Source organism: Pseudomonas sp. G11-1, from assembly GCF_024031555.1.
Lineage (GTDB): Bacteria > Pseudomonadota > Gammaproteobacteria > Pseudomonadales > Pseudomonadaceae > Halopseudomonas > Halopseudomonas bauzanensis.
Genome location: NZ_QEYQ01000003.1, coordinates 169,581 through 191,321, shown reverse-complemented (window position 1 = coordinate 191,321; position 21,741 = coordinate 169,581). Strand labels below are relative to the sequence as shown.

General features: G+C 62.3%; 22 protein-coding genes. 10 read left to right on the top strand and 12 right to left on the bottom strand.

Annotated features, from left to right (window positions below; genetic code table 11):
• The first annotated feature begins 50 nt into the window (after nt 1-50).
• The 6 genes from DHB74_RS11130 to DHB74_RS11105 all read left to right on the top strand — a co-directional run bounded on the left by DHB74_RS11130 (nt 51) and on the right by DHB74_RS11105 (nt 6,160).
• Entirely contained in the window at nt 51-1,307 is a 1,257-nt protein-coding gene (locus DHB74_RS11130; RefSeq protein ID WP_499161476.1) for an OprD family porin, read from the top strand.
• A 48-nt stretch (nt 1,308-1,355) separates the two neighbouring features.
• Entirely contained in the window at nt 1,356-2,336 is a 981-nt protein-coding gene (locus DHB74_RS11125) for a Bug family tripartite tricarboxylate transporter substrate binding protein (protein ID WP_036991531.1), read from the top strand.
• Between the two features lie 76 nt (nt 2,337-2,412).
• Entirely contained in the window at nt 2,413-2,868 is a 456-nt protein-coding gene (locus DHB74_RS11120) for a tripartite tricarboxylate transporter TctB family protein (protein WP_499161475.1), read from the top strand.
• A 1-nt stretch (nt 2,869) separates the two neighbouring features.
• Nucleotides 2,870-4,384 carry a tripartite tricarboxylate transporter permease gene (locus tag DHB74_RS11115; RefSeq protein ID WP_036991527.1) on the top strand — a complete coding sequence of 505 codons (1,515 nt, stop codon included), beginning with the start codon at nt 2,870-2,872 and terminating at the stop codon, nt 4,382-4,384.
• A complete protein-coding gene (locus tag DHB74_RS11110; protein ID WP_499161474.1) occupies nt 4,377-5,420 on the top strand; it encodes an AbrB family transcriptional regulator in 1,044 nt (347 codons plus the stop codon). Before DHB74_RS11115 ends, DHB74_RS11110 begins: the two co-directional genes overlap by 8 nt.
• Nucleotides 5,421-5,512: 92 nt before the next feature.
• The gene (locus DHB74_RS11105) at nt 5,513-6,160 is read left to right on the top strand and encodes a cytochrome b/b6 domain-containing protein (RefSeq protein ID WP_499161473.1); all 648 of its coding nucleotides are present in this window, start codon (nt 5,513-5,515) and stop codon (nt 6,158-6,160) included.
• On the opposite strand, the gene DHB74_RS11100 is transcribed toward DHB74_RS11105, so the two are convergent.
• Nucleotides 6,151-7,905 (bottom strand): SulP family inorganic anion transporter, encoded by a 1,755-nt coding sequence (locus DHB74_RS11100; RefSeq protein ID WP_136868540.1) that lies wholly within the window; start codon nt 7,903-7,905, stop codon nt 6,151-6,153. The two genes, DHB74_RS11105 and DHB74_RS11100, sit on opposite strands and share 10 nt — an antisense overlap.
• 225 nt (nt 7,906-8,130) lie before the next feature.
• On the opposite strand from DHB74_RS11100, the gene DHB74_RS11095 reads away from it, so the two are divergent.
• On the top strand, nt 8,131-8,904 hold the full coding sequence (locus DHB74_RS11095) for an SDR family NAD(P)-dependent oxidoreductase (protein WP_036991523.1): 774 nt from the start codon (nt 8,131-8,133) through the stop codon (nt 8,902-8,904).
• Between the two features lie 4 nt (nt 8,905-8,908).
• On the opposite strand, the gene DHB74_RS11090 is transcribed toward DHB74_RS11095, so the two are convergent.
• The 5 genes from DHB74_RS11090 to DHB74_RS11070 all read right to left on the bottom strand — a co-directional run bounded on the left by DHB74_RS11090 (nt 8,909) and on the right by DHB74_RS11070 (nt 12,923).
• Nucleotides 8,909-9,541: an SCO family protein gene (locus DHB74_RS11090; RefSeq protein WP_280164987.1), complete on the bottom strand. Its 633-nt coding sequence runs from the start codon at nt 9,539-9,541 to the stop codon at nt 8,909-8,911.
• Nucleotides 9,532-10,428, bottom strand: a complete 897-nt coding sequence (gene cyoE / locus DHB74_RS11085) for a heme o synthase (RefSeq protein ID WP_499161472.1) — start codon at nt 10,426-10,428, stop codon at nt 9,532-9,534. Before cyoE ends, DHB74_RS11090 begins: the two co-directional genes overlap by 10 nt.
• Nucleotides 10,429-10,541: 113 nt before the next feature.
• Nucleotides 10,542-11,573: a COX15/CtaA family protein gene (locus DHB74_RS11080; protein WP_051611243.1), complete on the bottom strand. Its 1,032-nt coding sequence runs from the start codon at nt 11,571-11,573 to the stop codon at nt 10,542-10,544.
• Between the two features lie 5 nt (nt 11,574-11,578).
• Complete coding sequence (locus DHB74_RS11075) at nt 11,579-12,178, bottom strand: redox-active disulfide-containing membrane protein (RefSeq protein ID WP_499161471.1); 600 nt, start codon at nt 12,176-12,178, stop codon at nt 11,579-11,581.
• Nucleotides 12,165-12,923 (bottom strand): SURF1 family protein, encoded by a 759-nt coding sequence (locus tag DHB74_RS11070; protein ID WP_499161470.1) that lies wholly within the window; start codon nt 12,921-12,923, stop codon nt 12,165-12,167. Before DHB74_RS11070 ends, DHB74_RS11075 begins: the two co-directional genes overlap by 14 nt.
• Nucleotides 12,924-12,984: 61 nt before the next feature.
• Between DHB74_RS11070 and DHB74_RS11065 the strand changes: the two genes are divergently transcribed.
• On the top strand, nt 12,985-13,194 hold the full coding sequence (locus DHB74_RS11065; RefSeq protein ID WP_036991520.1) for a DUF2909 domain-containing protein: 210 nt from the start codon (nt 12,985-12,987) through the stop codon (nt 13,192-13,194).
• A gap of 16 nt (nt 13,195-13,210) precedes the next feature.
• Here DHB74_RS11065 and DHB74_RS11060 read toward each other — a convergent pair whose 3' ends face one another.
• Genes DHB74_RS11060 through coxB form a run of 4 tightly spaced genes read right to left on the bottom strand, consistent with a single transcriptional unit; the run spans nt 13,211 to nt 17,431 of the window.
• Nucleotides 13,211-14,107, bottom strand: a complete 897-nt coding sequence (locus DHB74_RS11060; RefSeq protein WP_036991519.1) for a cytochrome c oxidase subunit 3 — start codon at nt 14,105-14,107, stop codon at nt 13,211-13,213.
• A gap of 29 nt (nt 14,108-14,136) precedes the next feature.
• Nucleotides 14,137-14,703: a cytochrome c oxidase assembly protein gene (locus tag DHB74_RS11055; RefSeq protein ID WP_036991517.1), complete on the bottom strand. Its 567-nt coding sequence runs from the start codon at nt 14,701-14,703 to the stop codon at nt 14,137-14,139.
• Nucleotides 14,704-14,712: 9 nt separating this feature from the next.
• Complete coding sequence (ctaD, locus tag DHB74_RS11050; RefSeq protein WP_036991515.1) at nt 14,713-16,296, bottom strand: cytochrome c oxidase subunit I; 1,584 nt, start codon at nt 16,294-16,296, stop codon at nt 14,713-14,715.
• A 10-nt stretch (nt 16,297-16,306) separates the two neighbouring features.
• Nucleotides 16,307-17,431 carry a cytochrome c oxidase subunit II gene (gene coxB / locus DHB74_RS11045; RefSeq protein ID WP_499161469.1) on the bottom strand — a complete coding sequence of 375 codons (1,125 nt, stop codon included), beginning with the start codon at nt 17,429-17,431 and terminating at the stop codon, nt 16,307-16,309.
• Nucleotides 17,432-17,766: 335 nt separating this feature from the next.
• On the opposite strand from coxB, the gene DHB74_RS11040 reads away from it, so the two are divergent.
• Complete coding sequence (locus tag DHB74_RS11040; protein WP_499161468.1) at nt 17,767-18,423, top strand: hypothetical protein; 657 nt, start codon at nt 17,767-17,769, stop codon at nt 18,421-18,423.
• Between the two features lie 162 nt (nt 18,424-18,585).
• Here DHB74_RS11040 and DHB74_RS11035 read toward each other — a convergent pair whose 3' ends face one another.
• Complete coding sequence (locus tag DHB74_RS11035; RefSeq protein WP_036991511.1) at nt 18,586-18,858, bottom strand: YheV family putative zinc ribbon protein; 273 nt, start codon at nt 18,856-18,858, stop codon at nt 18,586-18,588.
• The gene (prlC, locus tag DHB74_RS11030; protein WP_499161467.1) at nt 18,855-20,915 is read right to left on the bottom strand and encodes an oligopeptidase A; all 2,061 of its coding nucleotides are present in this window, start codon (nt 20,913-20,915) and stop codon (nt 18,855-18,857) included. The genes DHB74_RS11035 and prlC overlap by 4 nt, the downstream gene beginning before the upstream one ends.
• 137 nt (nt 20,916-21,052) lie before the next feature.
• On the opposite strand from prlC, the gene DHB74_RS11025 reads away from it, so the two are divergent.
• Entirely contained in the window at nt 21,053-21,589 is a 537-nt protein-coding gene (locus DHB74_RS11025; protein ID WP_136868532.1) for a gamma carbonic anhydrase family protein, read from the top strand.
• Nucleotides 21,590-21,741: the final 152 nt, after the last annotated feature.

The following is a 21,741-nucleotide window of genomic DNA, read 5'->3' as shown; positions in this document are numbered from 1 at the left end:
GATTAAAACGAGCGCACAGCGCTTCTACAAAAAAAATAATGGAGAAGCTGATGACCGTCAGTATCAATACCTGTTTGCTGCGTGCCGCCCCGCTGGCCCTGCTGGTCAGCCTGCCCATGGCGCAGGCGGCAGATGAGGGCTTCCTGGACGGCAGCAAAGCCAGCCTGGAAATGCGCAATATCTACTACAACCGCGATTACCGCGAAGGTACCGGCCAATCCAAGCGCGAGGAATGGGCGCAGGGCTTTCTGCTGAACCTGCAGTCGGGCTATACCCGGGGCCCGATCGGCTTCGGTCTGGATGCCCAGGGGCTGCTCGGCGTCAAGCTGGACTCCAGCCCCGACCGCACCCGCACCGGCCTGCTGCCACGCCATGATGATGGCCGCGCCGCCGATGAGTACAGCAAGCTCGGGCTGACGGCCAAGGCGCGGGTATCCCAATCGGAGTTGCGTCTGGGCACACTGATGCCGACGCTACCTACCTTGAAGCCGAACAACAGTCGCATCCTGCCGCAGACCTTCGAGGGCGGCATGCTGGAGATCGGTGAATTCGACGATCTGTCCATGTCCCTGGGTCGGCTGACCAAGACCAAACTGCGCGACTCCTCGGACGCCGAAGATATCGTACTCAACAGCAAGAACGGCCGTTTTGTCGGCGTTACTGCTGATCACTTTGATTGGGCCGGGGTGGATTATCAGTTCACGCCTGGTCTGGCGGGCAGTTATCACCTGGCACAACTGGATGATATCTACCGCCAACAGGTCATGAGCCTGAGCCACCGCGGCGCTCTGGGTGCCGGCAATCTGCGCGCCGAGCTGCGCGTGGCGCTGTCCGATGACCAGGGCGCCGCGCGCGCCGGGTCGATCGACAACCAGGCCTGGCAGGGCGTGCTGGGTTACCGCCAGGCCGGTCACGGATTGGCGCTGTCGTTGCAGAAAATGCGTGGCGACAATGCCTTCCCGTATATCAACGGCAGCAACCCGAATCTGGTCAACTTCGTGCAGGTCAACGATTTTGCCGAAGCGGGGCAACGTTCCTGGCAGGTACGTTACGACTACGACTTCGCCAGCCTGGATATTCCGGGGCTGACCTTCATGACCCGTTATACCAGCGGCGACAAGGCTGAACTGGCCGCCGGTGGTCACGGCAAGGACTGGGAGCGCAATATCGAGCTGCAGTACATCGTCCAGCGCGGTGCGCTGAAGAACGTCGGCCTGCGCTGGCGCAATGCGACCTACCGCTCGAGTTATGCGCGTGATCTGGATGAAAACCGTTTGATCGTCAGCTACACCCTGCCGATCCGCTAGAAAACTGCCTGATTACAACACTCATAACCTCTGAAGAGGAATTGCGACATGAAAGCTTCTCTGCGCACAGTACTGCTCGCCATGGCCTGCCTGGGTCTGGCGGCGCCGACTCTGGCCGATGAACCAAGACGCCCCGAATGCATCGCCCCGGCCTCCCCGGGTGGCGGTTTCGACCTGACCTGCAAGTTGGCCCAGAGTGGCCTGCTGGAAGGCAAATACATCAGCAAGCCCATGCGCGTGACCTACATGCCCGGCGGTATCGGTGCGGTGGCCTACAACGCTGTGGTCGCTCAACGGGCGGACGAGGGCGGTACCATTACCGCCTTCTCCAGCGGCTCGCTGCTGAACCTGGCCCAGGGCAAGTTCGGTCGTTATGACGAAACCGCGGTGAAATGGTTGGCTGCCTTCGGCACCAGCTATGGCGCCATTGCGGTGCGCGCTGATTCGGAGTTCCAGACCCTGGATGATCTGGTCAAGGCGCTCAATACCGACCCGAGCAAAGTGGTGATCGGCTCCGGTGGCACGGTTGGCAGCCAGGACTGGATGCAGACTGCCTTGATTGCCCGCGCTGCGGGCGTCGATCCGCGCAAGTTACGCTACGTGGCGATGGAAGGCGGCGGTGAACTGGCCACCTCGCTGCTGGGTGGTCATATCCACGTTGCCAGCACCGACATCTCCGACTCCATGCCGCATATCGAAAGTGGTGATCTGCGCATTCTGGCGATCATGGCCGATGAGCGTCTGCCCGGTGCGATCACCGAGCAGATCCCTACGGCCAAGGAGCAGGGTTATGACGTCAGCTGGCCGGTGGTACGCGGTTTCTACATGGGACCGGAAGTGAGCGATGAAGAGTTCGCCTGGTGGAAGAATACCTTCGACCAGATGATGGCTTCGGAGGACTTCGCCAAGCTGCGCGAGAGTCGTGAGCTGTTCCCCTTCGCCTTGAGTGGCGATGAGCTGGACGCCTATGTGAAAAAAGAGGTGGCCAGTTACAAGGAGCTGGCTGCCGAATTCGGACTGATCCGCTGATCCGCTGATCCGCTGATCCGCTGATTGGCTAGTACGGGCGGACGTCCTGTCCGCCCGCTTCTTGAGGACTCCTGTCATGTATCAACGCCTGTTTGCCGGCTTTCTGCTGGCGGTCTGTGCTGTCCTCGGCTGGATGGCCTGGGGGCTGGAAGCCCCCTTCTCCTACGAGCCGGTTGGTCCCCGTGCCTACCCGCTGTTGCTGCTGGGCCTGCTGGCCGCCGGCGCGCTGGTGCTGGTCATCAAGCCGGCCCTGGAAAGTGGCAGCAACGAAGAGGCGCCGCTGTCGCCGGTCATGGTGCCGAAGCTGCTGCTGTGCCTGGCGTTGCTGCTGGCGCTGGCTGCCCTGTTCGAGCGTCTGGGCTTTGTCCTGACCAGCGTCGCCTTCGCCTATGGCATGAGCCGGCTGTTCGGCGGGCGCAACCTGCCGAGCATCGCCGTCGCACTGGTATTGGGGCTGGGCCTGTATTTACTTTTCGATCGCATTCTGGATGTGCCGCTGCCGCTGGGTGTGCTGGCTGCCCTGGAGAACTGATATGGATACGTTGCAATATCTCGGCCAGGGCTTTGGTGTTGCCCTCAGCCCGAATAACCTGATCACTGCCCTGGCCGGTACCACCATTGGCACCATCGTCGGGCTGCTGCCGGGCCTGGGGCCGATCAATGGCGTGGCGCTGTTGATTCCGGTCGCTTTCGCTCTCGGCCTGCCGCCGGATACGGCGCTGATTCTGCTCGCAGCGGTCTACCTGGGTTGTGAGTATGGCGGACGGATTTCCTCGATTCTGCTGAACATCCCCGGCGAAGCCTCGGCGGTCATGACCACCTTGGATGGTTATCCGCTGGCGCGGCAGGGCAAGGCGGGTATCGCCCTGTCGATTTCCGCCTGGAGTTCGTTCATCGGTGGCTTCATCGCCACCATCGGCGTGGTGATCTTTGCCCCCTTGCTGGCGAGCTGGGCGGTTTCCTTCGGGCCAGCCGAATACTTCATGCTGATGATCTTCGCCGTGGTCTGTCTGGCTGGCATGGCCGGTGACAAACCGGTGAAGACCGGGGTTGCGGTGCTTATTGGCCTGCTGTTGTCCTGCGTGGGCATCGACGCCAACAGTGGCGTCTACCGTTTCACCTTCGGTGCGCTGGGATTGTCTGATGGCATCCAGTTCGTGGTGCTGGTGCTGGGCCTGTTCAGCATCAGTGAGATCCTCACCCTGCTGGAACGCACCGAGCATGGCCAGACGGCACTCAAGGCCAGCGGCCGCATGCTGTTCAATGTGAAGGAAGGCGCCTCGGTATTCGCCACCAACATCCGCAGCGGCGTAATGGGCTTCGTTTTCGGCATTCTGCCCGGGGCGGGGGCGACCCTGGCCAGCGCCATGTCCTATATGACCGAGAAACGTCTGGCCGGCAAGGAAGGTCGCTTCGGCAACGGTGATCTGCGCGGCCTGGCGGCGCCGGAAACCGCCAACAGTGCCTCGGCGTGCGGCTCCATGGTACCGATGCTGACATTGGGTATTCCCGGCTCCGGTACCACGGCGGTGATGATGGGTGCGCTGACGCTGTACAACATCACCCCCGGCCCGCTGCTGTTCCAGAACCAGCCGGATCTGGTTTGGGGTCTGATTGCATCGTTGTTCATCGCCAACATCATCCTGATCGTGATGAACGTACCGATGATCAAGGTATTTACCCGCATTCTCTCCGTACCGAACTGGACCCTGGTCCCGGCCATTGCCATCATCACCTCGATCGGCGTTTACGCGGTGCATGCCACCACCTTCGATCTGTTCCTGATGATCGGCATCGGTGTGTTCGGTTATATCCTGCGCAAGCTGGACTTCCCGCTCTCCGGGGTACTGCTGGGCTTCATTCTCGGCGGGCTGATGGAAAGCAATCTGCGCCGGGCGCTGTCGATTTCCAACGGTGATCTGAGCGTGCTGTGGAGCAGCCCGATCAGCCAGGCGCTCTGGGCGCTGGTGGTGCTTATCGCCCTGCTGCCGTTCTGGCGTGCCTGGCGTGCAAAAAGACGGGCCCCGGCGCTGCAGCCGGATGTCTGACCGCTACCCACTGAAACACCTGGCAGCCCCGTTCGCGGGGCTGCTTGGCGGTTGGCTCGCCAGCCTGATCCACCTGCCACTGCCATGGATGACCGGCTCCCTGCTGGCGGTGATTCTGGTGCGCTGCAGCGGCTGGCTGATCACCGAGCTGCCCGGCGGTCGGCGGGTGGGGCAGTGGCTGGTCGCCAGCGCCATCGGTCTGCACTTCACGGCGCCGGTGCTTGAGCAGGTGCTGGGTCATCTGTGGCTGATCCTGCTCGGCTCGCTGGGCACTTGCCTGCTCAGCGTGCTGGGTATTGCGATACTACGCCGCAACGGTGTGGACCGGGCCACAGCCTTTTTCTCCAGCATGCCCGGCGGCGCCAGCGAGATGGTGGTCTTTGCCCTGCGTCACGGCGCCGATCCGGCGCGGGTGGCCGCCGCGCACAGCCTGCGCCTGCTGCTGGTGGTGCTGACCATTCCGGCGATCTTCATCTGGACGCTGCCGGCCAATGCGCCGCCGACCCTGGTTCAGCCCGACTGGGGTTGGCTGTTGATCCTGATGCCCCTGGGGCTGCTGGCCGCCCTGATCTGGCGGCGGCTGGGCCAACCCAACCCGTGGATGCTTGGTCCGCTGCTGTGTTGCGCCGCCGCCAGCGCGATATTCGATCTCAACATCGCCCTGCCGGCAGCAGGCAGTGCCATCGGCCAATGGCTGATCGGCAGTGCGCTGGGTTGCCATTTCGATCGTAAGTTCTTCCGCAGCGCGCCGGCGTTCCTGCTGCGTGTGCTGCTGTTTGCCGTGACAGCCATGCTGGCTGCGGCCGCTGGCGCCTGGCTGCTCGGGCGTTTTACCGAGATGGAGGTTGCCGGGTTGACCCTGGGGTTGATGCCGGGTGGGATTACCGAGCTCAGCCTCACTGCCGAGGCGCTGCATCTGTCCGTGGCGCTGGTTACTGCGCTGCAGGTGGCGCGGCTGTTGCTGGTGATGTTCTTTGCCGAGCCGGTGTTTCGCCTATGGCAACGCCGAGCGCCGGTGCTTGATGCCCCGCAGTGACGGGCCACACCTTTGTAACTGCGACCTTCGAGCCCTTGCCCGGCCTTGTGCCCAGCGTTTAGCCTTACCGCCTTGTTTCCATCAGGAGCGTCATGTCCGTGCGGATTACTGTCTGGGATTTGCCCCTGCGGCTGTTTCATTGGTTGTTGGTACTGGCGGTGACCGGTGCGCTGATTACCATCAATCTCGGTGATAGCTGGATGGAATGGCATGGCCGCTTTGGTCTGGCGGTGGTCGGGTTGATGGTCTTCCGGCTGGCCTGGGGCGTGCTGGGCTCGACCCATTCGCGGTTCGCCAGCTTCTTCCCGTCACCGGCAGCGATCGCTCGCTACTGCCGGGGGCAGTGGCGGGGTGTGGGCCATAATCCATTGGGCGCGCTGTCGGTCTATGCCTTGCTCGGGCTGTTTGCCTTCCAGGCGTTCAGCGGCCTGTTTGCCAGCGATGAGATCGCCTTCAGTGGCCCGCTCAGTCAGGCCGTCTCCTACAGCGCGGTCAATACCCTGAGCAGTTGGCACCGGCAGACCGAGCTGTGGCTGTATCTACTGATCGGGCTGCATCTGCTGGCGATCATTGCCTACCGCCTGCGCGGCCGGCAGTTGCTGGGGCCGATGCTGCATGGCAAGGTGGAGACCACCGAGGCGACCGAGCCGCGCGGTGGCGGAGCGGGTGCCTTCACTGTGGCGCTGGTAGTCGCCCTGGTCGCGGTCTGGCTGGCCAATGGCGGCTGGCTTCAGCCCTGAGCTGACGCGGTCGCCTCATCGGTGGGCCGCTTTAGCCCGCTCAGGGTATTGAAGGCGATGTGGGTGCTGGGGAATATCTCGCTGACCTGCTCCTGAATCCAGTCGGTCTGCTCCAGCTGGTCCATTACCGGCCCCTTCACCTCCGCCAGATGAACCTGAATATCCCGCTCGCGTAACCCCAGGCTCAGCTCGCACAGCATGTCCAGGCCGGTGCTGTCGATATGGTTGACCGCCGAGAGGATCAGCAGCAGCTCGCGGGTGTCGGGATAGTCGCGCAACGCCCGCAGGATGGCCCGCTCGATGGCCTTGGTGTTGGCGAAGAAGATATTTTCATCGATGCGCATGGCCAGCAGCTGTGGCTCGGTTTCCACCAGGTGGCGCTGGGTGTTGCGGAAATAGTGGGTGCCGGGCACTCGGCCCACGACCGCCACATGGGGGCGGCTGCCGCGCCACAGCTGAGTGACGACGGAGAGCCCGACGCCCAACACGATGCCGCCTTCGATTCCGAGCAACACAACCCCGGCGGCGGTGCAGATCAGCGTCAGGCCCTCGCGCCGGTCATAACGCCAGGCGCGTTGCAGGCTGGCCAGATCGATCAGCGGTGCTACCGCGACCAGAATCACTACCGCCAGCATGACCAGCGGCAGCCAGGCGAACAGCGGAGCGATGGTCAGTAGAATCAGACCGATCACCACCGCCGATATCACGCCGGCCAGCGGAGTATTGGCGCCGGCCTCGACGTTCACGCCCGAGCGGGAGAAACCACCACACACGGCGAAGCCGCCGGTCAGTGCCGAGCCTGCGTTGGCCGCGCCCAGTGCGAGCAACTCACGGTCGGGATTGATGCTCTGGCGTTTGCGCCGCGCCAGGGATTGGGCAATGGAGACACTCTCGACGAAGCTGACCAGACTGATCAGCGCGGCGGGCAACAGCAGCGCCTGCAGGGTGGCGACATCCGGTGTGGACCAGACCAGTGCTGGCAGACCGGCCGGCAGACTGCCCACCACCGGCACGCCACGGGCGCCCAGATCCCAGGCGATGGTGATCAGTAGTCCGATCAGCACCACCAGAATCGGCGCCAGCCGCGCCAGTAGCCGGGCAGCTCCTGCACTGATGCCCAGCCGCTGGAGATGGCCAGCCAGCCGGCTACGGGCATAGAGCAGCCAGGCCAGGGCCAGCAGCCCCATAATCAGCACCAGCGTATTGACCGGCTGCCAGGCGGCCAGCAGCTGCGCCGGCGAGCTTGGCAACTCACTCAAGCCGAGCAGATGGGGCAACTGACTGAGCACGATGAGGATGGAGGCGCCGCTGATGAAACCGCTGATCACCGGATGACTGAGAAAGTTGGCAAGAAACCCCATGCGCAACAAACCCAGCACGAACAGCAACACACCGGACATCAGCGCCAGCCAGATAGCCAACTGGTAATACTGCTCGCTGCCGACCGTGGCCAGCGGCGCCAGCAGGGCGGCGGTCATCAGCGCGGTCACCGCGACTGGCCCGACCGACATGCTCATGCTGGTGCCGAACAGGGCGTAGCCAAGCAGCGGCAGCAGGCTGGCATACAGCCCGATCTGCACCGGCAGGCCGGCGAGCATGGCATAGGCCATGCTCTGGGGAATGATCATGATCGCCGTGACCAGGCCGGCAACCAGATCGCCGCTGAGCCAGGGCAAGCGATAATGGCGCAGCCACGCCAACAGCTCCTCGCCGCCAGGCGGCTGCAATCGCGGATTGTCACGCATCAATCAATCACCTGCCCACTTCTCCCGCTCGTCTGGATCAGCGCCGTTACGCCAACTGTGGCGTACAGTGTAGCGCCAGCGGTCGGGCGCTGCACCGGTAGGGATCAGCCGGCCGCAGTGGCAACAGGTATATTGATCATCCGTTATTCAGTCATGGCCGAGGGCTGGAGGCGCGCCGGCGGATACTCGATACTCCAGTGATAAAAACCAACAGGGGAGAATGGCATGAACCAGCAACGCTTTGATCTGACGGGCAAGACGGCCCTGGTAACCGGCGCCTCGGGTGGCCTGGGCGCGCATTTTGCGCGGGTGCTGGCCGGTGCAGGTGCCCGGGTGGTGGTCACTGCACGACGCATCGAGCGTTTGCAGGCGCTGGTGGCCGAGCTGCAGGCGCAGGGGCATGAGGCGCTGGCCGTACCCATGGATGTGACCGATGCGGATAGCGTCAATCGCGGTTTCGAGCAGGCCGAGCAACATTGGCAACTGGTGGACGTGGTCGTCAATAACGCCGGCATCGCCGATCCGGTGATGTTCCTCAACATGACCGAGGGTAACTGGCGCAGCATGATGGACACCAATCTGGATGGCGCCTGGCGCGTCGCCCACCGCGCCAGCCTGGCCATGGCCAAGGCGCAGCGCGGCGGATGCGTGATCAATATCGCCTCCATTCTCGGCCTGCGGGTCGGCACCGCGTTGAGCCATTACGCGGTGGCCAAGGCGGGCATCGTGCAGTTGACCAAGGCGATGGCGCTGGAGCTGGCGCGCAACGACATCCGGGTCAACGCTATCGCGCCGGGTTATTTCCGTACCGAGATGAACAGTGATTATTTCGCGACGGATCAGGGGCAGGATTATATTCGCAGCAAGGTACCGATGCGGCGTCTTGGCCAGCTCGACGAGCTGGACGGCCCGCTGTTGCTGCTGGCCAGCGATGCCGGCTCCTTCATCACCGGGACCACCATCAACGTCGATGGCGGCCATCTGAGCAATAGCCTCTGACGGGCTATTGATTCATGATCCGTGGCAGCGATTGGCTCAGCTGCTGCGGATTCAGCGGGGGACGTAGAAACCCGACGTAGCGGCCCTCGGGATCGACCATGACCACCTGGCCGCTGTGGTCGACCAGATAATCGGGCTTGCTGGTATCAGGCTCGATGTAGGCGATGGACAACGCCTGGGCCAGCCTGGCCAACTGCTCCGGCTCACCAGTGGCGCCATGGAAGCCGGCCTTGAAGAAATCCAGATACTGGCGCATCTGTTCCGGCGTATCGCGCTGCGGATCGACGCTGACCATGGTGACGCGCAGGTTGTCCGCCTGCTCCGGTGGCAGGCTGGCAGTCAATTGCCGCAGCTCCGCCATGGTAGTGGGGCAGATGTCGGGGCAGAAGGTGTAGCCGAAGAACAATAGATCCCATTGCCCTTGCAGCGCCGCCGGGGTCCACTCGCCGCCATCGGCCGATTGCAGGTTCACCTCGGGCAGCGGGCGTGGACTGTCGAACAGGAAGACGCCACTCTGCGATAGCTGCTCGCGGTCCAGCGGTGCCGGGCGTACTACCTTGTTGACCACCGCGCCGATGACCAGGGCGATTGCCGCCACCGTGATCAGTACGGTCTTTTGCACTCCACTCAGAGCCATCCGGCTACTCCTGCGTAATGGTCCACCAGCAGGGCAACGAATAGCCACAGCAGGTACCACAATGAAAATTTGAAGGTCTTGATCGCGGCATGGGCGCGACTGTCACGGTACAGCGCCCAGGCCCAGTCGATGAAGCGCAGGCCCAGCCCTACGGCGACAAGCAGGTACAGCGGGCCGCTCATGTGAATCACATAGGGCAGCAGGCTGACGGCAAACAGCATGAAGGTATACAGCAGGATATGCAGCTTGGTGTATTGCTCGCCGTGGGTGACCGGCAGCATGGGAATATCCACTTTGGCGTATTCGGCCTTGCGGTGAATCGCCAGCGCCCAGAAATGCGGCGGCGTCCAGGCGAAGATGATCAGTACCAGCAGCAGCGCCTCGGCATTGATCTGGCCGGTCACAGCGGTCCAGCCCAGCAGCGGCGGAGCCGCTCCGGCCAACCCGCCGATGACGATATTCTGCGGCGTCGCCCGCTTCAGGAAGGAGGTGTAGATCACTGCGTAGCCAAGCAGCGAGCCGAGGGTCAGCCAGGCGGTCAAGGCATTGATCCAGAGCAGCAGAATGGCCATGCCGGTCACACCCAGCGCCAGCGCGAACAGCAGGGCGTGGAGCGGGCTCACGCGCCCCTGGGCCAGTGGCCGCCGTTGGGTGCGGGCCATATGCAGATCGATGCGCCGATCCACGACATGATTGATGGCCGCCGCCGAGCCGGCGCACAGGGCAATGCCCAGGTTACCCAGCAGCAGTACCTGCCAGGCCACCGCCCCCGGTGTGGATAGCAGCATGCCAATGGCCGAGGTGATGATCATCAGCGCGACTACCTTGGGCTTGGTCAGCTCCAGGTAGTCGCGCCAGCCGGCAACGGCTCGTGCGGTTCTGGTCATGGTCGTCATGGTATTCCCCCGCGCCTTGGGCGCTTATTGTTATTGCTTTGACCCAGTATGTGTCATGACCTGCCGGCTGGCCAGCCGACAGGTCGATTACCTCGCTACCGATCTCAGGCCGGTGTCCAATGTCCGACAGCGCCGGTGCCCTTTCTGTTCACCCGTATCACTACCGGGCGTAGCTGATAGTTCACCAGCACCAGGCTCAATAGCAGTACCGCGCCGACCGCGTTATGCGCCACAGCCACCGCCAGTGGCAGGTGTGCGAGGATATTGGTGATGCCGAGGCTGATCTGGGTCAGCAGCACCAGGGTCAACCAGGCTGCGGTGCCGGTCAGGCCGGCGCGGTACAGCCGCCAGGCCAGCAGCAGGGTAACCAGCAAGGTGATCACTGCGCCTACTCGATGGGTGAAATGGATGGCGGTGCGACCTTCGCCGTAGAGCATGCCGCCCAGATAATTGGGGCCGATTTCCTGGAAGATATTGAAGCCGGCGGCAAAATCCATCTCCGGCCACCATTCCCCATGGCAGGTTGGCAGATCGATGCAGGCGACCGCCGCATAGTTGCTGCTGGTCCAGCCGCCGAGGGTGATCTGCAGGATCACCACCACCAGCACGGCACGGGCCAGCGGGCGCAGAGCGGTCAGGCCGACATCGGCGGGGAAGCGCCCGGACAGCCGCAGGGCAAGCAGGAATAGCAGACTGAGGGTGGCGAAACCACCCAGCAGATGGGCCGTCACCACTTGCGGCCATAGCTTCAGGGTGACCGTCCACATACCGAACAGGGCCTGGCAGATCACCAGCGCCAGTAGCCCCAGCGGCAGTTTCAGCGGGTAGCCGTCGCGACCACGTTGTTTCAGGGCAAACAGCGCCAGCCCGAGAATAGCCAGCCCCAACAGGCCGGCGGCATAGCGATGGATCATTTCAGCCCAGGCCTTGAAGGCCTCCACCGGATCATCCGGAAAACGCAGCTGCGCCAATTCCAGCGCCGCATCGCTGCGCGGCACACTGAGAAAACCATAGCAGCCGGGCCAGTCAGGGCAACCCAGGCCGGCATGCACCAGCCGGGTATAAGCACCGAGAATGACCACCACAAAGCCCAGCAGCAGGGCCGCGATAGTGAAGATAAAACCGGGTTTACGCATGCTCATCAGCCCACCTTCGACACTTTCAACAGATGCCGCAGATCCTCCAGCAGGGCCTTGCCGGGATTGGCCGGATCGCGGTGCAGCACCACGCGGCCCAGGGGGTCGACAACCCACAGCTGCGGACCCTGCTGCCAGGCCTCCGGGTGGGCGCTGAGACTATCCCGGTAGGCTGCCGGCGAGAGCGGGATCTGCTGCAGCTGGGGATAGTCCCTGGCCAACTGAGCATTCAACTCGGCAGAGGCCGCTTGGCCGAGCGCCAGTACATGCTCCACTCGATCGGCTTCCCGGCCAGTAGCGACGTTGATCTGCCGTGCTTCATGAACGAGCGCCAGACAAGCCTCGGTGCATTCGCCCGGTGCGGTGACCAACAGGCGCCAGGGTGCACCATAGCCCACCTGATCCAGCTCCAGTTGCCAGTCCTGCACGGTCAGTTGTGGTTCGACCAGGGCGGAGTGGTTGGTCTGGGTATGCGGAATGCCTACCCCGGTAGTTGCCATCAGCCAGGCGGCCAGGATTGGGCCCAGCACCACTGCGATAATGGCCAGCAGCTTCAGCTGGCCGCGTGGTCGGCGGGTATCGGGTGTCTGTTCAGTCATGCTCATCATTGTCGTTCCCCCGGGAGTCGGGCCGCAGGCCGGCCCAGATAAACAGTATCAGCAGAGCGGCGGCCAGGGCGAACCACTGGACCGCATATCCGGTATGTTTGCTGGCAGTCATCGGCAGCCCCGGCCAGTTCAACTGGAAGCCGCCCTGGCTGCCGGCCCGCAGCCGGGCCATCCACGGTAGCAGCGGCGCGCCGGTATGCGCGGCGAAGGCGGGCAGGTCGATGCGCCCGACCACTTTCGGCCAGCCGGCCGTGGGTGCACTGTGCAGCGTGAAGCCCTGCTCTGGCGCGGGCAGCGCTTCGACCTGCAATTGCAGATTGCCTTGTGGTGTGGGTACGGCGGGCAACTGTCGGCGGTCTGGCCAGGGCAGCCAGCCACGGTTGACCAGCAGCCGTCGATCGCTGGCGTGGTCATGGAATACTTGCAGTACCTCGACGCCCGGCCGGCCATCACGGGTGCGGTTGTCGAGCAACCAGATGTAGCGGGTGTCCAGGGCGCCGGTCAGCAGCAAGGGGCGCCAGGCGGTGATGGTTGTCGCGTCGAGTTCGGCAAGGGGCGTGGCGGGCAGGCTGCGTTGTTGATCAATCTGCGCTTGCAGTTCGCGTTTCTCTTCGGCCCGCTCCAATTGCCAGAAGCCCAGGCCGATCAATACCGGCAGCAGCGCCAGGGTGAACACCCATAGCGGCCAGCCGGGCGCAAAACGATGCTGGCGAGGCATCGCGTCAATCTGGCTGTGGGACATGGGCCGGCGTCCTTGCGCGGTCTATACTGCGGAACACTTTCTTGAACATGGACCATCGCTTATGTGGTTGAAGATCATTATCGTGCTGTTGCTGGCCGCCATTGTCATCAGTCTGTTCAGTGGGGCGCTGTTTCTCCGCGACGCCGACTCCGGTGATCGTCTGCTCAGTGCCCTGACCGTGCGTATCAGCCTGACGGTGGTGGTGATGTTGCTGATTGCCTGGGGGCTCTGGTCAGGGCAGTTGCAGTGGGGCGCGCCGTGGCTGCACTGACCACGGCACGCTCTGGTCACAGCACGTAGACGAAGATGAATAGTGCGACCCAGACCACATCGACGAAGTGCCAGTACCAGCTGGCGGCCTCGAAGCCGAAGTGATTATCCGGGGTGAAATGCCCCTTGTGCACGCGCACCAGCATCACCGTCAGGATGATCGCCCCCATGGTCACGTGGAAACCGTGGAAGCCGGTGAGCATGAAGAAGGTCGAACCATAGATGCCCGAACTCAGAGTCAACCCCAGGTCCTGATAGGCGTGGACGTATTCGGCCAGTTGCAGGCCAAGGAAGATCACCCCCAGCACCACAGTCAACAGCAGCCAGTTCTTCAGTGCCTTGCGTTTGTCGGCGCGCAGGGCGTGGTGGGCAAAGGTCAGAGTGACGCTGGAAGCGATCAGCAGCAGGGTGTTAATGAGCGGCAGCTGCCAGGGGCTGATGGTCTCCTGCGGTCCCGGAAAGGCGGTGGGGTCGGGATTATTGATCAGCGGCCAGGAAAAGTTGAATTCCGGCCACAGCATGCTGCTTGAGCCCTTTTCGCCGACGCCGTCCAGCCAGGGGCCGGTAAGCACGCGTACATAGAACAGCGCACCGAAGAAGGCGGCGAAGAACATCACCTCGGAAAAGATGAACCAGGTCATGCCCATGCGGAACGAGCGGTCCATCTGCTTGCTGTACAGACCCTGACGGCTTTCCTCAATGACATTGCCGAACCAGCCGAAGAACATCCACACCAGAATCAGCAGTCCGGCATAGAGGATGTATTGGCCCGGCGAGGCGCCTGAGCCGCTGCTCAGGCCATTCATCAGCATACCGGCGCCGAAGACAGAGACCAGCAGGCCGATGGACCCGACTATCGGCCATTTGCTCTGATCCGGGACGTAATAGACTTCATGTTCTTCGTGACTTGCCATCTGTTGTTCTCCTTATCGGCAGCCGGAATTCAGTTGGTATGTACTGCAGCCAGATCGAGGCTGGCCGCCATGCGTTCGGTCACATCAAACAGGGTATAGGCCAGCGTCAGTCGTCGCACATCGTTGGGCAGAGCCGGATCGACCACGAAACGCACCGGCATCTCGATGCTTTCACCCGGTTGCAGCACCTGCTGGGTGAAGCAGAAGCATTCGGTCTTGTGAAAGAACGCCGCCGCCCGCGAAGGGGCGACGCTGGGAATAGCCTGGGCCACCATCACCCGATCGGTGGGGTTGTGAGCGAGGAAGTTGACGGTGCGGGCCTCGCCCGGATGCAGCATGATTTCATTATCCTCGGGGCCGAACGACCAGCGCATGCCCTCGGCATTGCTGGAGACGAACTGCACCCGGACCTCACGCTGCATATCCACCTGCTCCTGGCCCTGCCAGACGGACCCCGCGGTCTTGCCATTGATACCGAAGGCCTGACACATCACGTCATAGATCGGCACCAGCAGAAAACCGAAGGCGAACATGCCGACCACCAGCAGCAGCAGGCGTTTGACCAGACTTGCGGTACTTAGACCTTCGGTTTTCATGACAGTCTCCTATTTCACTTCTGGCGGGGTGCTGAAGGTGTGGTACGGCGCGGGTGATGGCACCGTCCATTCCAGCCCTTCGGCACCGTCCCATGGCTTGGCCGGGGCGGGTTTGCCGCCGCGGACGCACTTGATGACGATGAACAGGAACAGTAACTGGGTGGCGCCGAACATGAAGGCACCGACCGAGGACACCATGTTGAAATTGGCGAACATCATGTTGTAGTCGGGGATACGCCGCGGCATGCCCGCCAGTCCGACAAAGTGCATCGGGAAGAACGCCAGATTCATGCCGACGAAGGACATCCAGAAATGGGTCTTGGCCAGCACCTCGTCATACATGTAACCGGTCCATTTCGGCAGCCAGTAATAGGCTGAGGCGAAGATGCCGAAGATCGCTCCAGGCACCAGCACATAGTGGAAGTGCGCGACCACGAAGTAGGTGTCGTGGTACTGGAAGTCTGCCGGCGCGATGGCCAGCATCAGCCCGGAGAAGCCGCCGATGGTGAACAGGATGACGAAGGCGATGGCGAACAGCATCGGTGCCTCGAAGGTCAGCGAGCCGCGGAACATGGTGGTCGCCCAGTTGAATACCTTCACCCCGGTGGGTACCGCAATCAGCATGGTGGCGTACATGAAGAACAGCTCGCCGGTTAGCGGGATGCCGACGGTGAACATGTGATGCGCCCATACCGAGAAGGACAGGAAGGCAATCGCGCCGGTGGCGTAGACCATGGAGGTGTAGCCGAACAGCGGCTTGCGGCTGAACGCCGGGATGATCATGCTCACCGCGCCGAAGGCCGGCAGGATCATGATGTACACCTCGGGATGACCGAAAAACCAGAATATGTGCTGGAACAGCACCGGATCGCCACCGCCGGCAGCGTTGAAGAAGCTGGTGCCGAAGTGGATATCCATCAGCATCATGGTCACCACCCCGGCCAGCACCGGCATCACCGCGATCAGCAGGAAAGCGGTGATCAGCCAGGTCCAGACAAACAGCGGCATCTTCATCAGGGTCATGCCGGGTGCGCGCAGGTTGAGAATGGTGGCGATGATGTTGATCGCGCCCATGATCGAGCTGATGCCCGCCAGGTGGATGGCGAAGATAAAGAAAGTGGTGCTGTCTGGCCCATAGGTGGTGGACAGCGGCGCGTAGAAGGTCCAGCCGAAGTTGGGCGCGCCGCCTTCCATGAACAGAGTCGAGATCAGTAACCCGAAGGCCGCCGGCAGCAGCCAGAAGCTGAAGTTGTTCATCCGCGGCAGGGCCATGTCCGGTGCGCCGATCATCAGCGGCACCATCCAGTTGGCCAGGCCGACGAAGGCCGGCATCACCGCGCCGAACACCATGATCAGGCCATGCATGGTGGTCATCTGGTTGAAGAATTCCGGCTGCACCAGCTGCAGACCGGGCTGGAACAGTTCGGCGCGGATGACCATGGCCAGGGTTCCGCCAAGCAGGAACATGGCGAAGCTGAACCACAGGTACATCGAGCCGATATCCTTGTGGTTGGTGGTCAGTATCCAGCGCATCGGACCCTTGGCCGGACCGTGGGCATGGTCGGCGTGATGATTGTCGATCACTGCACTCATGACAGGTCTCCTATTGGCCATTCTTGAAGTTGAGGATATCGATGGGCGCGACTACTTCACCGGTGTCATGGCCCCAGGCGTTGCGCTCGTACGTGACGACCGCAGCGATATCCACTTCAGACAGCTGCTTGCCGAAGGCGGCCATGGCAGTCCCCGGCACGCCGTTGACGACCACATCGATATGCGCGGCAACATCGTTGAGCACCATGTCGCTGTCCTTGAGTCCCGGGAACATCGGCGGCAGGCCTTCACCGTTGGCCTGGTGACAAGCCACACAGGTGCTGGTGTAGACGCGCTCGCCGCGCTCCATCAGCTCCTCCAGGGTCCATTCCTTGCTGGTCAGTTCGGCCTCGGCGGCAGCGGCGGCCTTCTTCTCGGCCAGCCAGGCGGCATAATCTTCCGGCGTGCGGGCATCCACCACGATGGGCATGAAGGCATGGTCACGGCCGCACAGCTCGGTGCACTGGCCACGGTAAATTCCGGGTTCGTCGATGCGAGTCCAGGCCTCGTTGATGAAGCCGGGGATGGCATCCTTCTTCACCGCCAGCGCCGGTACCCACCAGGAGTGGATGACATCGGCGGCGGTGATCAGCAGGCGGACCTTCTGCCCGGTGGGCACCACCATGGGCTCATCCACCTCCAGCAGATAATGCTCGCCCTTGGCGGCCTGGTTGGCAATCTGGTCGCGCGGCGTCGCCAGATTGCTCATGAAACTGACATCCTCGCCCAGATAGTTGTACTGCCAGCGCCACTGGTAGCCAGTGATCACGATGTCGATATCGGCGTCTTCGGTGTCGTAGATCTCGATCAGGGTCTTGGTCGCGGGAATGGCCATGCCGACCAGGATCAGCAGCGGAATGACTGTCCAGAGAATCTCGACGGTGAGGTTCTCATGGAACTTGGCCGGCACCGCACCCCGGGAGCGGCGGTGCATGAACATGGACCAGAACATGACGCCGAAGACGATGGCGCCGATCACCACCGAAATCCAGAAGATGGTCATGTGCAGATTGAAAACCGAGCGGCTGACTTCCGTCACCCCCGGTGTCATGTTGACTTCCCAGCTGGCGCTGGTATTGGCGCTGAGTGCCATCAGGAACAGCACACCCAGCCAGGTACGTGCATGTCGCAACATCCCGGTTTCCCCTTATCTTATTGTTCTTATCACTCCCCTGGTGACGCCTGAAGGTGTAACCAGATAAAACCGAGTATAGACCCGATCGCGATCAAGGCAATGGCTTTGATTGTGGTTTTTCATTGAATTGTCAAGCCACAAATCGGTCAATTCCCGGGCGCATGGGCTCTGTTTCAAGGCACGGCCGTGCGGGCAATCGAGCTGCGCCGATATAGCCTGTCAGCTTACCGATGAGTCACTTTGACGATATGAAGGCACTCTGCTAGCTTGAATCCAACCCAAAACCCTGAGCATTTGCTGGCGTGCCACCCGGCCCGTCACCAGCGGGAGTACCAATGAAAGTTTCCGAATTACGAGAGCGGGTGCGAGTTGCTCGCGAAGACGCAGGCAGTAGTGAGGCCTTGCGGCAGTGGCTTGATCGAAAACTGCCGCAACTGCACCGAACCATCAGCATGCGGGATGATGCTGGCACCACCCTGTTCAATTTCATCCAGGCCTATATAGAGCGCGTGCCGGACATACTGGAGGCCGCACAGTCGGTAGCCAATCATGCAAAGATGCGGCCCCAGCTGATTCCGGTGTTGAAGGTGGCGGAGGAATTTTTCCTGCGGCCATCGGCTACGCCCGGATCTGATCGGGGCTTACTCGTACTGTTGGACGAAGCTTATCTGGCCCACCGGATGGTGGAGGAAGTCAACGACCGCTACGTCAGCCATGGTGGCGAATCATTGATTCCCATGAGCAACACCAAGGCCAACGTGATCGTCTATGAGCTGCTGGGTGAGGAATATGCCAATCAGCTGGATGCGGCGGTAGATGAAGCGGTAGCGGGGCTATTGCCGGAGGACGTGTTCGAGAGCCCGGCATTTCTGGCTTATAAGGCCGGCATCGACGAAGACGTGCGTCAGGACATGTGGCGCCGCTGGCCGAACATGGCGGAGGAGTTGGGGGTAGGGCTTACCTGGCGCGAGGACACCCCTGATTGCCCGTGATTGATGTGGCGGTGATGAGGCGGTATTGCCATGGGAGCGGCCAGGTCCGCGACGCTTTTCTGTCAGGCCCCTGCGCGGGCAAGCCCGCTGCCACAAGGTAGTGTCCGTGACCAACGAGACCCCGGACACGCCGCTGGCCGGAATGGAACCCGGCCGTTCCTTTCAGTCCTTCTTCTTCAATTTCGGATTCGGATAGAACTGCGCCACGTGCGAAGTGGGTGATGGCTTGCTCGATGGCTGGATGGTCACGCGGGTAGGAAGTTCGCTGGGAACCGAGTTGCCCCGTTCATCCAGAGTATCGGCGTAGCCGCAGGCCACGCATTCGCGATGGGGTACCTCGTCCACCTGAAACATGCGGATGGTATCCATCTGGCTGCATGCCGGGCAAACCGCCCCGGCAATGAAGCGTTTTACCGGTTCCGATTGATTGTTCATGCTGCTTGTTCTCCAGTCAGGCCACTGTGGCGCAGCAGGGCGTCTACGGATGGCTCGCGGCCGCGGAAGGCGACGAACAACTCCATGGGTTCGCGGCTGCCACCCCGGGCCAGGATATTGTCGCGGAAGGCCTTGCCGGTCTCGGCATTGAAGATGCCTTCTTCCTCGAAGCGGGAGAAAGCATCGGCTGACAGCACTTCGGCCCACTTGTAGCTATAGTAACCGGCGGCATAGCCCCCGGCGAAGATATGCGCGAAGCCATTCTCGAAACGGTTGAACGCCGGCGGTCGCATGACCGAGATCTCCTTGCGCACCGCTTCCAGTACTTCCCGCGCACCGCGGCCATTATCGCCCTGGGCGTGGAGTTCGAAGTCGAACAGCGAGAACTCGATCTGGCGCAACATGCCCAGCCCGGACTGGAAGTTGCGGGCAGCCAGCATCTTGTCCAGCAGGTCCTGCGGCAGCGGCTCGCCGGTTTCGTGGTGCCCGGAGATCAATGCCAGGCCTTCCGGCTCCCAGCACCAATTTTCCATGAACTGGCTGGGCAACTCGACGGCGTCCCAGGCCACGCCGTTGATCCCCGAGGCGGCAGGGTAGTCGACGCGGGTCAGCAGGTGATGCAGGCCGTGACCAAACTCGTGGAACAAAGTGGTGACTTCATCATGGGTCAGCAATGCTGGCTGGTCGCCCGCGGCCGCAGTAGCGACTGGCGGAGTGAAGTTGCACACCAGATAGGCGATCGGCCGCTGCAATTCGCCGCCCGGCAGGCGCCGGCGGTCACGGGCGCCGTCCATCCAGGCGCCGCCGCGCTTGTGGGTGCGGGCATACAGGTCGAGGAAGAAGCGGCCGATGACTTCGCCGTTTTCCAGCACCTCGAACAACCGCGCATCGGCGTGCCAGCGCTCGAAGTCGGCGACTTCACGCAACTCGATGCCGTACAGTCGTCCCACCACGCCGAACATGCCTTGCAGGACCCGATCTACCGGGAACCAGGGACGTAACTCTTCCTGGGAGATAGCGTAGCGATGCTGGCGTAATTGCTCGGCGTAGTAGCCAGTATCCCAGCTCTGCAGTTCGGCGCAGCCCTTGCTCACGGCAAAGTCCTTCAACGCCTGCAGGTCGGCCTCGGCAAAGGCGCGGCTGCGCTGGCCGAGGTCGCGCAGAAAGCCCAGCACCTGATCGGTGTTGTCGGCCATCTTGGTCGCCAGGGACAGCTCGGCGTAATTGGCATAGCCGAGCAGGCTGGCCAGCTCCTGACGCAGCTGCAGAATCTCGGTAATCAGCGGGCCGTTGTCATGCTCGCCGGCGTTCGGGCCCTGGTCCGAGGCGCGGGTGCAATAAGCGGTATAGACCTCTTCGCGCAGGGCGCGGTCATTGGCGTAGGTCATCACCGCGTAGTAGCTGGGGAATTCCAGGGTGATCAGCCAGCCGTCCAGTTCGCGGGCGGCGGCCGCCTGCCGTGCCTGGGCCAGAGCCGATTCGGGCAGGCCGTCCAGCTGTGCGGCGTCGGTAATGTGCTTGGTCCACGCCTGGGTAGCATCCATCAGCTGGTTGGAGAAGCGGCTCTGCAGCTCCGACAGGCGCATCTGCAGTTCGCCGTAGCGCTGCTGTTGCTCGGGCGGCAGGGCGATACCGGACAGCCGGAAGTCGCGCAGAGCATGCTCGATAATGGTCTGCTGTGCCGGCTCCAGTTCAGCAAAACCGGTGCTGTCGGCCAGCTGGCGGTAGGCGGCGTACAGCGCCTGGTTCTGACCCATTTCGGTAGAAAACTGACTGAGCAGTGGCAGGCAGCTGTTGTAGGCATCGCGCAGCTTGGGGCTGTTCATCACCGCGTTCAGGTGGCTGACCGGTGACCAGGCGCGGGACAGACGCTCGCCCATTTCATCCAGCGGCTCGACCAGGGTGCTCCAGCTCCATTGTGCCGGCGGGTTGTCCAGCAGCTCCGCCAGTTGGGCGCGACTATCCGCAATGACCTGCTCGATGGCTGGCTTGACGTGGCTCGGCTGGATCGAACTGAATGGGGGCAGGTCATAGGATTGCAGCAGCGGATTGGACATGGCGGGGTTTCCTGAATAGCGTGGGTTCGTACAATGGCGCCACGGTAATCAAACCAGCAGGCCATTGGCAGCCAATGAAATCGGCTGTAATGCCTAATTAGATGATGGCGACAGCCAGTCAATTCAAGGGGTAAGTGATGAATATACGCCAATTTGCCGGCAAGACGCCGCTTCTGGGTGAGCGCGTATTCGTGGACAGCAGCGCGGTGGTGCTGGGTGATGTGGAGCTGGGTGATGATTGTTCGGTGTGGCCGGCCACGGTGATTCGCGGCGACATGCATCGCATCCGCATCGGTGCACGCACCAGCGTGCAGGACGGCAGCGTATTGCACATCACCCACGCCGGGCCATTCAACCCGGATGGCTATCCGCTGATCATCGGTGACGATGTAACCATCGGCCACAAGGTGCTGCTGCATGGTTGCCGGATCGGCAGCCGCATTCTGATCGGCATGGGCAGTATCGTCATGGATGGTGCCGTGATCGAGGATGAAGTAATCCTCGGCGCCGGTAGTCTGGTACCCGCCAACAAGACCCTGCGCAGCGGCTATCTGTACATGGGCAGCCCGGCGAAGGAAGTGCGTCCGCTGAGCGACAAGGAGCGCGAGTTCTTTCCCTACACTGCGGCCAACTATGTGCGGTTGAAGGATCAGTACCTGCAAGAGGGGCTGTGATAGTCGCCGGCGCACTGAACGGTTTTAGAGAGAATGATGACCTGCTGGCGCATGATGGCGGATACTGGCGTGCAATCATTCCCATGAATAACGACCCGTTCAGCGTGCCCGGTGGTTTATGCTCGGGCAGAACCGGGGCTGGTGCCCCATCC

What these genes read in the sequence shown, in the direction of transcription:
- DHB74_RS11130 (WP_499161476.1), top strand. Translation starts at nt 51, where the DNA reads ATGACCGTCAGTATCAATACCTGTTTGCTGCGTGCCGCCCCGCTGGCC.
- DHB74_RS11125 (WP_036991531.1), top strand. Translation starts at nt 1,356, where the DNA reads ATGAAAGCTTCTCTGCGCACAGTACTGCTCGCCATGGCCTGCCTGGGT.
- DHB74_RS11120 (WP_499161475.1), top strand. Translation starts at nt 2,413, where the DNA reads ATGTATCAACGCCTGTTTGCCGGCTTTCTGCTGGCGGTCTGTGCTGTC.
- DHB74_RS11115 (WP_036991527.1), top strand. Translation starts at nt 2,870, where the DNA reads ATGGATACGTTGCAATATCTCGGCCAGGGCTTTGGTGTTGCCCTCAGC.
- DHB74_RS11110 (WP_499161474.1), top strand. Translation starts at nt 4,377, where the DNA reads ATGTCTGACCGCTACCCACTGAAACACCTGGCAGCCCCGTTCGCGGGG.
- DHB74_RS11105 (WP_499161473.1), top strand. Translation starts at nt 5,513, where the DNA reads ATGTCCGTGCGGATTACTGTCTGGGATTTGCCCCTGCGGCTGTTTCAT.
- DHB74_RS11100 (WP_136868540.1), bottom strand. Translation starts at nt 7,905, where the DNA reads ATGCGTGACAATCCGCGATTGCAGCCGCCTGGCGGCGAGGAGCTGTTG.
- DHB74_RS11095 (WP_036991523.1), top strand. Translation starts at nt 8,131, where the DNA reads ATGAACCAGCAACGCTTTGATCTGACGGGCAAGACGGCCCTGGTAACC.
- DHB74_RS11090 (WP_280164987.1), bottom strand. Translation starts at nt 9,541, where the DNA reads ATGGCTCTGAGTGGAGTGCAAAAGACCGTACTGATCACGGTGGCGGCA.
- cyoE (WP_499161472.1), bottom strand. Translation starts at nt 10,428, where the DNA reads ATGACCAGAACCGCACGAGCCGTTGCCGGCTGGCGCGACTACCTGGAG.
- DHB74_RS11080 (WP_051611243.1), bottom strand. Translation starts at nt 11,573, where the DNA reads ATGCGTAAACCCGGTTTTATCTTCACTATCGCGGCCCTGCTGCTGGGC.
- DHB74_RS11075 (WP_499161471.1), bottom strand. Translation starts at nt 12,178, where the DNA reads ATGAGCATGACTGAACAGACACCCGATACCCGCCGACCACGCGGCCAG.
- DHB74_RS11070 (WP_499161470.1), bottom strand. Translation starts at nt 12,923, where the DNA reads ATGTCCCACAGCCAGATTGACGCGATGCCTCGCCAGCATCGTTTTGCG.
- DHB74_RS11065 (WP_036991520.1), top strand. Translation starts at nt 12,985, where the DNA reads ATGTGGTTGAAGATCATTATCGTGCTGTTGCTGGCCGCCATTGTCATC.
- DHB74_RS11060 (WP_036991519.1), bottom strand. Translation starts at nt 14,107, where the DNA reads ATGGCAAGTCACGAAGAACATGAAGTCTATTACGTCCCGGATCAGAGC.
- DHB74_RS11055 (WP_036991517.1), bottom strand. Translation starts at nt 14,703, where the DNA reads ATGAAAACCGAAGGTCTAAGTACCGCAAGTCTGGTCAAACGCCTGCTG.
- ctaD (WP_036991515.1), bottom strand. Translation starts at nt 16,296, where the DNA reads ATGAGTGCAGTGATCGACAATCATCACGCCGACCATGCCCACGGTCCG.
- coxB (WP_499161469.1), bottom strand. Translation starts at nt 17,431, where the DNA reads ATGTTGCGACATGCACGTACCTGGCTGGGTGTGCTGTTCCTGATGGCA.
- DHB74_RS11040 (WP_499161468.1), top strand. Translation starts at nt 17,767, where the DNA reads ATGAAAGTTTCCGAATTACGAGAGCGGGTGCGAGTTGCTCGCGAAGAC.
- DHB74_RS11035 (WP_036991511.1), bottom strand. Translation starts at nt 18,858, where the DNA reads ATGAACAATCAATCGGAACCGGTAAAACGCTTCATTGCCGGGGCGGTT.
- prlC (WP_499161467.1), bottom strand. Translation starts at nt 20,915, where the DNA reads ATGTCCAATCCGCTGCTGCAATCCTATGACCTGCCCCCATTCAGTTCG.
- DHB74_RS11025 (WP_136868532.1), top strand. Translation starts at nt 21,053, where the DNA reads ATGAATATACGCCAATTTGCCGGCAAGACGCCGCTTCTGGGTGAGCGC.